The 13,441-nt window shown below is 66.9% G+C and carries 14 protein-coding genes and 2 tRNA genes; 11 read left to right on the top strand and 5 right to left on the bottom strand.

Annotation, left to right across the window (positions count from 1 at the left end; all coding sequences use genetic code 11):
- Window positions 1-108 precede the first annotated feature (108 nt).
- From D106_RS0101815 to D106_RS0101790, 6 genes are all read left to right on the top strand, one after another.
- Window positions 109-195: transfer RNA gene (locus D106_RS0101815), tRNA-Leu, on the top strand.
- A gap of 58 nt (window positions 196-253) precedes the next feature.
- Window positions 254-329 (top strand) — tRNA-Thr (locus D106_RS0101810).
- A gap of 199 nt (window positions 330-528) precedes the next feature.
- Entirely contained in the window at window positions 529-741 is a 213-nt protein-coding gene (locus D106_RS0101805) for a DUF2892 domain-containing protein (protein WP_018879016.1), read from the top strand.
- 123 nt (window positions 742-864) lie between these two features.
- The gene (locus tag D106_RS0101800) at window positions 865-1,068 is read left to right on the top strand and encodes a DUF2892 domain-containing protein (protein WP_018867381.1); all 204 of its coding nucleotides are present in this window, start codon (window positions 865-867) and stop codon (window positions 1,066-1,068) included.
- A 130-nt stretch (window positions 1,069-1,198) separates the two neighbouring features.
- A complete protein-coding gene (locus D106_RS0101795) occupies window positions 1,199-1,852 on the top strand; it encodes a phosphoribosyltransferase (protein WP_026280539.1) in 654 nt (217 codons plus the stop codon).
- The gene (locus D106_RS0101790; protein ID WP_026280538.1) at window positions 1,839-2,486 is read left to right on the top strand and encodes a dienelactone hydrolase family protein; all 648 of its coding nucleotides are present in this window, start codon (window positions 1,839-1,841) and stop codon (window positions 2,484-2,486) included. The genes D106_RS0101795 and D106_RS0101790 overlap by 14 nt, the downstream gene beginning before the upstream one ends.
- Here D106_RS0101790 and D106_RS0101785 read toward each other — a convergent pair.
- On the bottom strand, window positions 2,476-3,531 hold the full coding sequence (locus D106_RS0101785) for an NAD(P)-dependent alcohol dehydrogenase (protein WP_026280537.1): 1,056 nt from the start codon (window positions 3,529-3,531) through the stop codon (window positions 2,476-2,478). The two genes, D106_RS0101790 and D106_RS0101785, sit on opposite strands and share 11 nt — an antisense overlap.
- A gap of 165 nt (window positions 3,532-3,696) precedes the next feature.
- Between D106_RS0101785 and D106_RS0101780 the strand changes: the two genes are divergently transcribed.
- Complete coding sequence (locus D106_RS0101780; RefSeq protein WP_018879011.1) at window positions 3,697-4,467, top strand: hypothetical protein; 771 nt, start codon at window positions 3,697-3,699, stop codon at window positions 4,465-4,467.
- 194 nt (window positions 4,468-4,661) lie between these two features.
- A complete protein-coding gene (locus D106_RS0101775; RefSeq protein WP_018867376.1) occupies window positions 4,662-5,162 on the top strand; it encodes a heme-binding protein in 501 nt (166 codons plus the stop codon).
- Between the two features lie 63 nt (window positions 5,163-5,225).
- Here D106_RS0101775 and D106_RS0101770 read toward each other — a convergent pair whose 3' ends face one another.
- Entirely contained in the window at window positions 5,226-5,858 is a 633-nt protein-coding gene (locus D106_RS0101770; RefSeq protein ID WP_018867375.1) for a MarC family protein, read from the bottom strand.
- Between the two features lie 144 nt (window positions 5,859-6,002).
- On the opposite strand from D106_RS0101770, the gene D106_RS0101765 reads away from it, so the two are divergent.
- Window positions 6,003-8,129, top strand: coding sequence for a TonB-dependent siderophore receptor (locus D106_RS0101765; RefSeq protein WP_018879010.1), 2,127 nt, complete (start codon window positions 6,003-6,005; stop codon window positions 8,127-8,129).
- 34 nt (window positions 8,130-8,163) lie between these two features.
- Entirely contained in the window at window positions 8,164-9,243 is a 1,080-nt protein-coding gene (locus D106_RS0101760) for a lipoate--protein ligase (protein ID WP_018879009.1), read from the top strand.
- Window positions 9,244-9,340: 97 nt separating this feature from the next.
- Here D106_RS0101760 and D106_RS0101755 read toward each other — a convergent pair whose 3' ends face one another.
- Window positions 9,341-9,694, bottom strand: a complete 354-nt coding sequence (locus D106_RS0101755; protein ID WP_026280536.1) for a metalloregulator ArsR/SmtB family transcription factor — start codon at window positions 9,692-9,694, stop codon at window positions 9,341-9,343.
- 352 nt (window positions 9,695-10,046) lie between these two features.
- On the opposite strand from D106_RS0101755, the gene D106_RS0101750 reads away from it, so the two are divergent.
- On the top strand, window positions 10,047-12,002 hold the full coding sequence (locus tag D106_RS0101750; protein WP_018879007.1) for a DEAD/DEAH box helicase: 1,956 nt from the start codon (window positions 10,047-10,049) through the stop codon (window positions 12,000-12,002).
- Window positions 12,003-12,088: 86 nt separating this feature from the next.
- On the opposite strand, the gene D106_RS0101745 is transcribed toward D106_RS0101750, so the two are convergent.
- Window positions 12,089-12,607: a DUF302 domain-containing protein gene (locus tag D106_RS0101745; RefSeq protein ID WP_018875348.1), complete on the bottom strand. Its 519-nt coding sequence runs from the start codon at window positions 12,605-12,607 to the stop codon at window positions 12,089-12,091.
- A gap of 159 nt (window positions 12,608-12,766) precedes the next feature.
- Window positions 12,767-13,387, bottom strand: coding sequence for a methyltransferase domain-containing protein (locus D106_RS0101740; protein ID WP_018879006.1), 621 nt, complete (start codon window positions 13,385-13,387; stop codon window positions 12,767-12,769).
- Window positions 13,388-13,441: the final 54 nt, after the last annotated feature.

The raw sequence follows: 13,441 nt of genomic DNA, 5'->3' as shown, positions 1-13,441 counted from the left end.
GTTTTGCAGCCTGCTTTGGAATCCACCCCCGTTGAGGGCGATTCCGACGGCACATCCGTGTGCCGCGGGGAGACGCCGACCCATCGGCATCTCTCCGGCACCCCACAAGCCGGGATGGCGGAACTGGTAGACGCGCCGGACTCAAAATCCGGTTCTGGCAACAGAGTGCGAGTTCGATTCTCGCTCCCGGCACCATCATTTTCTCGGGCCCTCCGCCAGGGCCCGCCCGGGGCGCACGACTCCCCGACACCAGGCCGGTGTAGCTCAGTTGGTAGAGCATCTGATTTGTAATCAGAGGGTCGCAGGTTCGACTCCTGTCGCCGGCTCCATTTTTCGGGCTCCCACAGCCAGTGGTGTTCTCTCCTGACGCACATCCCTACCTTGACGATCGCCCCGCGGGGTGTAATCTCGGAGATACGAGGTTGTCCAGAGGCGCCCCACAGGGAAGCCGAGTCAGCAGGCCCGGCTTTCCCCCGGGCTACGCCCCGCAGACAACCCCCTCGGGCTCTGCCCCAAGGAGGCGTCATCATGTCCACAGACCGCTTTTTCATGTTGTTCGCAGGGATCGTCGTGCTGGTCAGTGCCCTGCTCGCCTGGCTGGTCAGCCCCTGGTGGCTGCTGCTCGCGGCCTTTATCGGCGTCCACCTGATTCAGGCCGCGTTTACCGGCTTCTGCCCCCTGATCATGATCCTGAAGTCGATGGGGCTGATGGGGCTGAAGCCTGGCGAGATCTTCCGCTGAGTCCCTACAGGCCACTTTGGGCTCAACGTTCCCCGTAGGGTGCGACCGCCCCGCACCCCTTGTAATCACGGGCGACAGACTACATATTAGCGATTACTAATACGAAACCCGGAGGCATCATCCATGAGCATTGACCGCATCGTCCTCGCCTTTGCCGGCACCGTCGTGATCATCAGCGCCATCCTCGCCTGGCTCTTCACCCCGATGTGGCTGATCCTGACCCTGTTCGTTGGCTTCAACCTGCTGCAGTCCGCCTTTACCGGCTTCTGCCCGCTGGCGATGATCCTGAAGGCCATGGGCGTGAAGCCCGGGGAAGCCTTCAACTAAGCCCCTCGACCAGACCATCTCCTCGCGAGGCCCGGGCGCCATTGGCCCCGGGCCTTTCCTTTTGGCGTTCCCCGGTGCGCGATACGGTGGCCTACACTCACGGGAGTAATCCCCTGCGCGAGGTGCCCGCATGCGCTTCCGAGACCGCAATGAAGCCGGTGAGCGGCTCGCCCGCGCCCTGGACCGTTATCGAGGTCAGCCCGGGGTCGTCTATGCGTTGCCACGAGGCGGGGTGCCGCTGGGCGCTGCGGTCGCGAGGCATCTGGGCATGCCCCTGGACCTTTTGATCCCGCGCAAGATCGGTCACCCGTTCCACCCCGAGTACGCCATCTGTGCCGTACCGGAACACGGCGAACGGGTCTGCAATCCGCGCGAGGCGGAGCGCGTGGATCCCGACTGGCTGGAGCAGGCCGAGGCGCGCGAGCGCTCGGAGGCCCGGCGCCGGCGCGAGTTGTACTGCACGGCACCCGCGCCGGAGGTGACCGGCAAAATGGCCATCATCGTCGATGACGGGATCGCGACTGGCCTGACCATGCGGGCCGCGATCCGCGACGCCCGCCAGCGCCGGCCCCGCCAGCTCGTCGTGGCCATCCCCGTCGCGCCGGCGGAGACCGCCGCGCTGCTAGAAACCGAGGCAGACGAACTGGTCACCCTGGATATCCCGGAATATTTTCGCGGGTCCGTCGGGGCTTATTACGAAGATTTCGAGCAGACCTCGGATGACGAAGTGATCGCCTTGCTCGCCTCGGTCCACCAGTCGCAACGCCCCGATGTCTCCCGCTGAGGACCGTAACGTAAGCCTCGTCTTGGATGGCGATCCCCACCAGGGCATCCTCGACCTGCCCGGGTCGCCCATTGGGCTGGTCATTTTCGCGCATGGCAGCGGCAGCAGCCGCCTGAGCCCCCGCAATCACCAGGTCGCCGGCACCCTGCAGGACAGCGGCCTGGCCACCCTGATGTTCGACCTCCTGACCGAGGAGGAGGACCGGACCTACGCCAATCGCTTCGACATCGAGCTGCTCGGCCGGCGGCTGGTGCAGGCCTGCCAATGGGCGACGGCACAGCCCACCCTGGCGGCCCTGCCGCTGGGACTGTTCGGCGCGAGCACCGGCGCGGCCGCTGCCTTGCGGGCCGCCGCGGCCGCGCCACAAGCGATCCGGGCGGTCGTCTCGCGCGGCGGCCGTCCGGACCTGGCGGGTAACGCCCTGCAACGGGTGGAAAGCCCCACGCTGCTGATCGTGGGCGGCCTCGACACCACCGTCATCCAGCTCAATCGCCAGGCGCAGGCGCTGATGCACGCCCGTTGCGATCTGGAGATCATCCCCGGTGCCACCCATCTGTTCGAGGAACCCGGCACGCTGGAGCAGGCGGCGGACCTCGCGGCGGCCTGGTTCCGTCAGTGGCTCCCTACGGCGTGATCGCCACTTTTAGCACGCCGTCGCGCTGATGCGAAAACAGGTCGTAGGCGGCCTCGATATCGGCCAGCTTGTAGCGGTGCGTCACCATCGGCGTCAGGTCCACGCGCCCCGAAGCGACCACCTCCATCAGCCGCCGCATGCGCTCCTTCCCGCCGGGGCACAGCGTCGTCACGATGGTGTGGTCCCCCAGTCCGGCCGCGATTGCATCCAGCGGCATCGAGAGCTTGCCCGAGTAAACCCCGAGACTGGATAGCGTCCCGCCCGGTTTCAGGATGCGCAGGCTGGCCTCGAAGGTTTCCTGCTGCCCCAGGGCCTCGATGGATACATCCACCCCGCGGCCCCCGGTCAGGTCCATAATCGCTTCGACCGGGTCCTGTTCGTGGAAGTTGATCGCCACATCCGCGCCCAGCTTGCGGGCGGTCTCCAGGCGTTCCGGCACGCCATCGACCACGATGATCCGGGTCGCGCCCATCAGCTTGGCGCCCGCCGTGGCACACAGGCCGATCGGGCCCTGCGCGAACACCGCCACCGTGTCGCCGATATGGATGTGCCCGCTCTCCGCACCGCCGAAACCCGTGCTCATGATGTCGGGGCACATCAGGACCTGCTCGTCACTGAGCCCGTCCGGCACCGGGGTCAGGTTGGCCTGGGCGTTGGGAATACGCACGTACTCCGCCTGGCAGCCATCGATCGTGTTCCCAAGCTGCCAGCCCCCCATGGCCTTGCCACCGCACTGACTGGAGATGCCTTCCTGACAGGAATGGCACTGCCCGCAGGGCGTAATGGCCCCCGCGATCACACGCTGGCCCACCTCGTAGCCGGTCACCGCGCTGCCCAGCTGTTCGATCACCCCGACGGGTTCGTGCCCGACGATGCGCCCGGCCTCCACGGGATACTCGCCCTTGAGGATATGGATATCGGTCCCGCAGATCGTGGTGGTCGTCACCCGCAGCAGGGCATCCGTCGGCCCGATCTCCGGGATGGGCCGATCCTGAATCTCGATCCGACCCGGCTCGACGAAAACCGCCGCCTTCATCGTACTCATGCTCGCCTCCTCGGGTTGTGGCCGGTTGCTGCATCCGGCTTCATGCGCAACCTGTTTATCGAACATAGCAGGCCGTCCGCCTGGTCACTTGGGCCGCGCCTTGCGATCGCGACCCGACGATCGCCTGCCGTACAATAAGGCTACATCCGCCGTTCAGGATCGCATGTGATCTCGCTCATCCCCCGCCTGTTTCAACGCGCGCCGGCCCTCGACCCGGAAAGCCGTGCATGGATCCACGCGATCTTCGACTGGGCCGGGAACGAACCCCACCTGGGCCCGCTTCTGCGCAAAGCGCATCTGGTATTGCCCACGGCCGAGCATTTCCCCGGCCAGGCGGACAACCGGCAGGGGATGGCACAGCTGGTCTTTGATCGCGTTCTGGAGCATGCCGGGCTCGCCGACGGCCCGTTTCGGCTCTCGCATCCCGGCAACCTGATGGACGCCCCGGTCCCGTGGGACGCCATGGGCACGGCCCGCGCCGCCTCGAACGAAGCGACAGCCCAGAGCGCGGGAGTGGGTATCCCCTACGATCCGGAACTGGTCCCCCATTCCCAGGCCCTGATCGCCCACTTCGCACGCGAGATCGCCCTGCGTCTGCTCGCCACGGCGCGCCAGACCCCACCGGCCCTGGAAGGCAACGAGGCGCACATCGCGGAGCTTCTGGCCACCCGCATGGGCTTCGGCGTAATGCTGGCCAATACCGCCTTTCAGGTCCGCGTGAATCAGTGCGGTGCCTGCAAGGGCCCGTCTGCCGAACGTGAAGCCGCGCTGTCCCGCGATGATCTTGCCTATGCCCTGGGTCTGTTCTGCCGCGATCAGGGGATACCGCCGGGACGCGCCCGCGTCCATCTGAATACCCCGCTTCGGCCCGCCCTGCGCCATGCCCTGCGCGACCTCGCCCGCCGTGATCGCGAAGTCGCCAGCGGCGCGGCCTGAGCCAGCTCGACGACCACTCGCGCCAGCGTTATTTGATGCGTTTTATAAGGAAAACACAGTAACTTGCCGGCGAAACAGATCGTTTCCTCAAGCAGGCTGAGCAGCCGGTCCGCGCGCATCGTGGACCGCTTGAAGGGCACGACCGGGCGATCTAGTGATCAGGGTGCGAAACCCCGGCTCCCTGGAGGCCCGTAATGAAGACTCTGCGCTACGCTCTTGCCGCCCCCATCGCCCTCGTACTGGCTGCCGCGCCACTGCATGCCAGCGAGGGGACGTTCGATACCCCCACCCTGATCCCCGAACTCGCGGTCAAGGCCGCCGAGGCGGCGGTACAGGCCTGCCGCGATCGCGACACCCAGGTGACCGCGGCGGTGGTCGACCGCCACGGGACGCCCCAGGCGCTCAAGCGTGATCGCTTCGCCGGGCCTCATACCGTGGACACCGCTATCAGCAAGGCCTGGACCGCCGTCAGCTTCCGCACCGACACCCTGGAACTGCGCGAAATGACCGATCCCGGCGCGGCCGGTTACGGGATCCAGCATCTGCCCCGGGTCAGCATCCTGGGCGGGGGCAAGCAGATCATGGCCGGGGGCCGCATTATCGGCGGCATCGGCATCTCCGGCGCGCCCAGCGGTCAGATCGACGATGAATGCGCGGCCGCCGGCATGGACGCGATCGCCGACGACCTGCTCTGATCCACGCGACGCGGGGGCCTTCCCGCCGCGCGCGGCAGGCCCCCGCTCGATATCACCCTCCCTTCATGCCCCCAGCAAACCGCTGCGCTGCAGCCCGTCAAAGATAAACTGCATGGCCAGCGCGCTCAGCAGGACCCCCAGGATGCGCGTCAGCACATGCGCCCCGGTCACGCCCAGCCAGTGCTGCAGCCGCGAGGCCACCAGAAGGCACACCAACGCGAGGACCATCACGGCGACCAGCGCGCCCAGCACCACCGCCTGAGCGGCGGGATCGCCCTCGGCCCGGCTCATCATCAGAATGGCGGCTCCCATCGCGCCGGGGCCGGCCAGCAACGGCGTCGCCAGCGGGAAGATCGACAGGTCCTTGCGCGTCCGGGCCTCCTGCGTCTCCGCCGCCGTCGCCGATACGCCGCCGGAACTGCGGGCGAACACCATATCGATCCCGATCAGCAGCAGCAGGATGCCGCCTGCGGTATACAGCGCCGCCAGCGAAATGCCCAGAATCGAAAGCAGCGCCTCTCCGACCAGCGCGAACAGCAGGAGAATACCGCCGGCCACCAGCGCCCCGCGAATCGCCATAGCTCGCCGCTGGGCCGGGCTCATGCCCTGACTGAGCACGGCGAACACCACCGCCACATCCACCGGCCCGATGGTCACGAAGAACGTGGTCAGTGCGACGATTCCCAGTTCCAGCATGGCGGATCCCTCCTCTCGCGGCCCCTTCCGGGGGGCATGGCACAAACCTGAATGAGCCCGACACTTCGAGGTGTAAGTTGCCCTTCGTGTTTCACGAACCTACTTTAGCGCGCTCTGAAATACCGATTGGGGAGCCATCCAGCCATGAAACGTCGTGTTGTCGGTCAGCTGACGCTGGCCAGTCTGCTTGCGTCACCCGCCCTTGCCCACGCCCAGGACGCCGCGCACACTCTGGGCACCGTGTCGGTCACGGCGACGGGCTACGAGACGCTGATCGACGAGACCCCCGCCTCGGTCACCGTGATCGAGTCCAGCGAGATCCGCAACCGCGAGGCGCGCACCCTGGGCGATCTGCTGCGGGGCCAGCCGGGTATCGCCACCGCGGTGGACGGATCGGTGGGCTCCGATCCGATCATCCGCGGCCTCAAGCGCGACCAGGTCCTGGTGCTGGTGGACGGCGTACGCATCAACGCCATGCAGCCGCCGGCGCGTGGCTCGCTGGCGTCCTACGTGAACGTGGACCTGATCGAACGCATCGAGATCGTGCGCGGTCCGGGCTCCGTACTCTATGGCGCCGGCGCCATGGGCGGCGTGATCAACATCATCACCCGCGGCGGCGACTTCACCGAGGAGCCCGAGACCCGCGGTTTCTCGCGCCTGGGTGTCACCTCGGTGGATGACGGCATCCGGGGCGCGGTCGGCGTGACCGTCTCCAACGACCGCAACGTGCTGGACCTGTCCACCGCGTATCTGAACACCGACGACTACAAGAACGGCGACGGCGACCGCCTGCGCAATTCCGGCACCGAACAGAACGCCTACCACCTGCGCTATCGCGGCAAGCTGGCGCCGGGCCACGAGGTCCAGTTCCGCGCCCAGCGCGACGAACGCAAGGACGTCTGGTACCTCGCCTCGCGCAACTTCAACGAGAACGACCCCAGCGGACTCCCCGACGGCGCGCCCCCGCTGGGACTCAACACCCACTACACCCCGCGCCAGACACGAGACCTCTTCGAACTCCGCTACGAGGGCGAACTGTCCGGCGCCTGGGCCCCGCGCGTCGAGGCCTCTGTCTATCGACACGAACTCACGCGGGGCAACTACGACTGGAACGCGGAACTGGGCCGCGACTACCGAACCTCGGATACCGACTTCACCACCGATGGCCTGCGCGTCCAGACCGAACTCGTCCCCACCGACGACCAGATCCTCCTGGTCGGAGCCGAGGCCTGGCGGCTTCGTGCAAGCCCCGTTTCGTTCATCGGCACCGAGGCCAACGGGTTCCGACCGGAAAATGCCGCGCCCACCCCGTTGGTCGAGAATGGGCGCATTGAATCCGCAGGGGTCTTCGTCCAGCACGAGACCTACCTTGACTCGGCGACCCTCAACCTAGGCGCCCGCTATGACGAAGTACGCGGCAGTGCCGACGCCGCAGCGAACGTGCCTGGGCCTCTGGACAAGACCGATCGCAACTTCAGCTGGTCGGCCGGGCTCACCTGGCACCTGGACGAGGCCTTCAACCCCTACTTCAGCCTGTCCGAGGGCTACCGCTCCGCCAGCCTGCTCGAGCGCTACCTGAGCTACCCCTACAGCGACGGCTTTACCTGGCAGAGCGACCCGCAGCTGGACCCGGAACGCAACCGCACCTTCGAGGTGGGCGCCCGCGGCCACATTGGCGCGACCTCGTACACTGTCGCGGCCTACGAGAGCCGGATCCGCGACTACATTGGCGGACGGGTGGTCGAAGGTGCGCCACGGCCTACCAAGGAAACCGTCAACCTCGACGAGGCCCGCATCCATGGTGTCGAGGCGCTGGTGGAGCATGCCTTCAACGACGCGATTACCGGCTACGCGAGCGGTACCTGGATCCGCGGCGAGAACCGTGACAGCCGCTTCGACGAACCGCTGACCCAGATGCCGCCGCCGGAGGCCAGCATCGGCCTGAGCCATACCGTGGCCCAGGGCTGGCAGTGGGATGCGCGTGTGCGCGCCGTAGCGAGTCAGAGCCGCACGGCGGACACGTTCACCGACGGAACCGAGCGCAACACCTCCGGGTTCGCCACCGCCGACCTCGCCGTGGGCTACCGCTTCGGGCCCAGCGCGGGCTTTCGTTCCAACGAGATCACCTTCAGCGTGACCAACATCGCGAACAAGACCTACCGCGAGCATGTCAACGAAATGACCGAGGCGCGCCTGGACCCGGCCAACGGTGTCCAGGACATCTGGGCCCCGGGCCGCAGCTTCGGCCTCACCTGGAATGCAGAATTCTGAGCGACTGCCTCACGAAAAAGACAAGGAAACCGCTATGCGTTTACGCGTAATCGACTTCGGCCAGCAGCCGGCCGTGCGCTCCCAGGCCGTCTACCACGGCATCGCCGAGGCTATGGGCAAGGACGACGACCCGGTGCTCACCCTGGTCAACCCGGACGATCCCTACGTCTGCGTGGGCCTGCACCAGGAGATCGCCCTGGAGGCGGACGAGGACTTCTGCAAGGAACAGAACCTGCCCATCATCCGCCGTCACGTTGGCGGTGGTGCGGTCTATCTGGACCACAATCAGATGTTCTTCCACTTCATCTATCCGTCGTCAAAGGCGCCGCGGATCGTCTCGGACATCTACAAGAAGTTCATTGACCCGGTGATCCACACCTATCAGGACCTGGGCGTGAACGCGACCTTCCGGCCGGTGAACGACATCCACGTGGACGGCCGCAAGATCGGTGGCACGGGTGCCGCCAGCATCGGCAATGCCACCGTGATGGTCGGCAGCTTCATGTTTGACTTCGACACCGCCACCATGGCGCGCTGCCTCAAGGTGCCGTCGGAGAAGTTCCGCGACAAGCTGCGCGCCGGCATGGAGGACTACATCACCACACTGTCCCGCGAACTCGGCGAGATGCCGGACCGCGAGACGGTGCGCGACGCCTTCCTGAAACGGGTGGCCAGCGATCTCGACGTCGAGGTCGAGATGAGCGAGCCCACCGCCGAGGAAACCGCCGCCATCGAGGAACAGATGGCCGAGCTCACGGACCCTGAATGGACCTACCGCAAGGGCCGCAAATTCGTGGAGATGGGCGTCAAGATCGCCGCGGGCACCCACCTGACCGAGGGGGCCCACAAGGCCGCCGGCGGCCTGATCCGGGCCCAGCTCATGGAGAAGGACGATCACATCGCGGATCTCCTGCTCTCCGGCGATTTCACGGTCTTCCCGGAAGACGGCATGGACCGCATCGCCGACGCCCTGCACGGCCAGCCGCTGGACCAGGAGGCCCTGCAAACCGCCGCGACCGCCTGCATGCAGGAGATCGGCCTGGATGCCCCGGGTATCGAACCCGGCGACATCGCCACCGCGATCCTGGCCTGCGTCCACCGCGAACCGCACTGATCACCCCCGCCCCACCGGAGGTGCAAACGAAAACGGCCGGCGTCCTGCAAGGGGCGCCGGCCGTTTTGTCATGCCGCGTATCCCGGTGGTGCGCTGATCAAGCCGAGTCGAGGAACTCGGCACGGCTGGGCGCGGTAGCCAGCCGCGACCGGTCCCCCGCATAGGGCTCCGCTCCCGCCGCCGCGCGTTCGGCGGCCTGCAGGGTCGCGCCCGCCCACTCCGGCAAATCGGACGCAATCCGGTAATAGATCCAGTTGCTCTCCCGCCGCGTCCGCACCACCTTGTGCTGACGCAAGGCCGCCAGGTGACGCGACACCTTCGGCTGGGACATCTCCAGAGAATGCGTCAGCTCGCACACACACAGTTCCCCTTCCGCCTGCATCAGCAACAGCGACCGCAGCCGTGTCTCGTCCGCCAGCAGGTTGAACAAATCCGTTGGTTTAAGCGACATATTGCATCCAGCAAATCAGGGTTGGCGAACTATATCCCGACCACGCAGGTTGGGCAATTCGACCGAGCCAGCCATATGCGGCCCCACCGGTAAGACGCAGCGAGCCCATTGGATATTTCGGCGGCGCCCCAAAACGATTCGATCCGCCCGCGCGCCTGGCCTCCAAACGAGGGACGATCAGCATCACGTTCGATCTCGTCCCCGCCCAGGAACGACTGCCAGGCAGGGACGCCCCCAAGAAAGTCCCGAAGTTTTCGCTTGTTAGGGCTTCGATTCGTGTATGATGCCGGGTTGGCAGTTGCCATCCGATTTTCGCCGGGCCTTTGTTTCCGGCCTGTGTGAGTACCCCCCAATGTCCGATTCCCCCTCCTTCTCCCAGCTCGGGCTTTCCGAGTCGCTGGTTCGTGCCCTGTCGAATATGGGCTTCACCACCCCGACCCCGGTTCAAGCCGCCTGCATCCCTGCATTGCTGGAAGGCCGCGACGTCCTGGGCGAGGCCCAGACCGGCACCGGCAAGACCGGCGCCTTCGGCCTGCCGCTGATCGACCTGATCGACGCCGGCGAGCGCGTGCCCCAGGCACTGGTGCTGGCCCCGACCCGCGAACTGGCCAATCAGGTCGCGGGCGCGCTGACCGAATTCGCCTCCGGGTTCGACGGCATCGACGTGCTGCCCGTCTACGGCGGTCAGCCGATGGGCGAGCAGCTGCGCGCCCTGCGCAAGGGCCCGCAAATCGTGGTCGGCACCCCTGGCCGCGTGGTGGACCACATCAAGCGGGGCACGCTGAGCCTGGAGGCCCTGCGGGTCGTGGTGCTGGACGAGGCCGACGAGATGCTGCGCATGGGCTTTGTCGAAGAGATCGAGTGGATCCTGGAGCAGACCCCGGAAGCGCGTCAGACGACCCTGTTCTCGGCCACCATGCCGGGCCCGATTCGTCGTATCGCGCATCGCCATATGCGCGAGCCGGAAGAGATCAAGATTGGTGCCGGCAACGAGGCCGGCACCGATATCGACCAGAGCTACTGCCTGGTCGACGCCCGCCACAAGCTGGAGGCCCTGACCCGGCTGATGGAAACCGAAGAAGACCTGGATGGCGCGGTGGTCTTCGCCCGCACCAAGGCCTCCACGGTGGAGATCGCCGACGCCCTCGGCCTCGCCGGCATCAAGGCCTCGGCCCTGAACGGCGACATGGAACAGGGCGAACGGGAGCGCGTCGTCAGCGACCTGCGCGACGGCCGCCTGGACGTGATCGTTGCGACCGATGTCGCCGCCCGCGGCATCGATGTGCCGCGCATCAGCCACGTCTTCAACTTCGATGCCCCCGGCGATGCCGAGGTCTATGTGCACCGCATTGGCCGTACCGGCCGTGCCGGGCGCAAGGGCCGCGCGATCCTGTTCCTGGAGCCGCGCAAGCGCCGCATGCTCAAGGACATCGAACGCCTGACCGGCAAGCCGGTCCGCGAGCAGCCGCTTCCCGATCGCCAGGCCGTCCAGGCCCGTCGCGAGGCGCGTTTCGCGGAACAAGTCCAGGCCCTGCTGGGCAGTGAACAGGCCAGCGCGCACGACGCCCTGGTCGAGCGCCTGCTGGCCGACGGCACGGTATCCGAACGCGACCTGGCCCTGGCCCTGGTCGCCCTTGCCACCGCCGACAGCCCGCTGGATGCCAACGCCCGTCAGGGTACCGACCCGCTGCTGGCCGCCGCCCGCGCGCCCCATGCCGACCGCGGCAACAGTCGTCGCGACGCGAAGCCCCGGGGCGAGCGCCCCTCACGCGGCAAGGATCGCGAGCCGGAAGCGGATATGGTGCGCTACTACATGCCCGTGGGCCGCAACAACGGTGTGGCACCGGGCGCCATCGTCGGCGCACTCGCCAATGAGGGCGGGCTGAACGGCCGCGACATCGGCCGCATCGGGCTGCGCGACGACCACAGCCATGTCGATCTACCGGCCTCGCTGGACGAGGCTGCCATTCGCCGCCTGGGCAACATCCACGTCGCGAATCGCAAGCTGGAGCTGACCCGCCAGGCGCCCCGCCCCGGCCAGTCGGCCCACCAGGACGACGCACGGCCCGCCCCCGCGCGCAAGCCCGGCAAATCCCGCAATGAGCGGTCCGAGCCGGCGGCCCGGAAGTCGCGGCCCATGGGCAAGCCGGCACCCGCCAAGCGCGGCCCGGCCCCGGCCAACCGCAAGCGCCCGGCCTATGCGGCGCCGGGCAAACGCCCCGCCGGCAAGGGCACGGGGTCCCCGAAGGCCTCCGGTCCACGCGCGGACGGCACGCTGATGATCAAGCGCAAGGTCGCGAACGGCTAACCCGCCCCAACCCGCGAAGACGACGGCTGGCTCAGGCCAGAAGCCCGCGACACCTCTGGGTGTCGCGGGCTTTTTCGTTTACAGCGTCAGAAATCGCCGGTACGGCCCGCCTCGACAATGCTGTAGATCGTGTCGCGGACCTCGCGCGCGGTCGCCTCGAGGTCCTCGGGCAGGTCCGTCGCGTGCAGCATCATGTCCATGTTGGTGGTCACGATCCAGCCCTGCCCCTCGTCGTCCTCCACCACGGCGATCCGGCAAGGCAGAAAGCTGGCGAAGATGATGTCGTGCTGCACCATCTGATTGGCAATCAGCGCATCACAGAAGGCCAGGATGCGCATGTAGTTGCCCTCGCCCCCCATCGCCCGCACCTGCTCGGACAGCGGCAGATCCGCGACCTCCTGGAAATTGCGCAGGTTGGCCCGCAGCTTCATCGACTCGATAGCGTCATCAATGCTTACGCCATCCTCGATGCGCACCAGCTCCACGCTGTGTCGAACCATCTGCTGCAGGGTCTCGCGATCCAGCTCCTCCACATCGGTGGAATCCGACGCAGCCAGAGGCAACGGCAGCAGCATCAACAGCAACACCAGCATCCAGACTTTCATCGCGCTCTCCTGATTCGGGTGGACGGAAGGGTTCGCCGGCCGGGGCGGCATGTGAATCCTTCCTTACCGAAATCTAGATCATGCTGGCGCGCTTCACCCGCTCTCCCGCACTGGACGACGGGAGATACCCCGCGATCAAAGCATTCTGCCCCCCCTGCACTAACGCCGGATCAGGCGGTGCAGAAGCTCGTACTTGCCGTTGGTGTGATCGGTGCGACCCGCCTCGTCACGCCAGTCCCAGCGATCCGCCGGAAACAGTTCCCGCATGGCCGGCAGCGCGCAATGGAAGGGCGGCCCACCCTCCCGGCCGGTCTGCATGAAACACGCAAACAGCTCACCGCCCGGGCGCAACCAGGCGTGCAGCTGGCGTTCATAGGCCGGCCACTGAGCGAGCGGCAGGGCACACAGGGAGGTTTGCTCGTAAACCCCGTCTACCGGTGCCTCCGGCCGCCAGGACAGCATATCGGCCTGAACCACATCGGCTTCCAGGCCGGCATGGTCCAGATCGCTCCGCAGCTGTTCGACGGGCGTTGGCGCCACGTCCAGTCCAATCACGCGAAAGCCCCGTGCCGCCAGGGTCGGGACTTCGTGGCCAAACCCGCAGCCGGGCACCACGATACGGGCCCCCGGCTTCAGGGCGGTGCGTTGCAACCATTGCTCCAGCGAGGGGCTGGGCCCACCGCGATCCCAGCGGGTCGAGCCCGCCTGATAGCGGGCCTCCCAGTCCGCCTCCGCATCGACGGAAGCGGAATCGGCAGGGGAACTTTCGGAATTTGGCATCGGACTCCTTCTCGGCACAGGATAGGAACCCGATAGACCATACCAAAGCGCCAA

This window comes from Thioalkalivibrio sp. ALE9 (assembly GCF_000377445.1).
Classification (GTDB): domain Bacteria; phylum Pseudomonadota; class Gammaproteobacteria; order Ectothiorhodospirales; family Ectothiorhodospiraceae; genus Thioalkalivibrio.
This window is presented reverse-complemented; position numbering and strand designations above follow the sequence as displayed.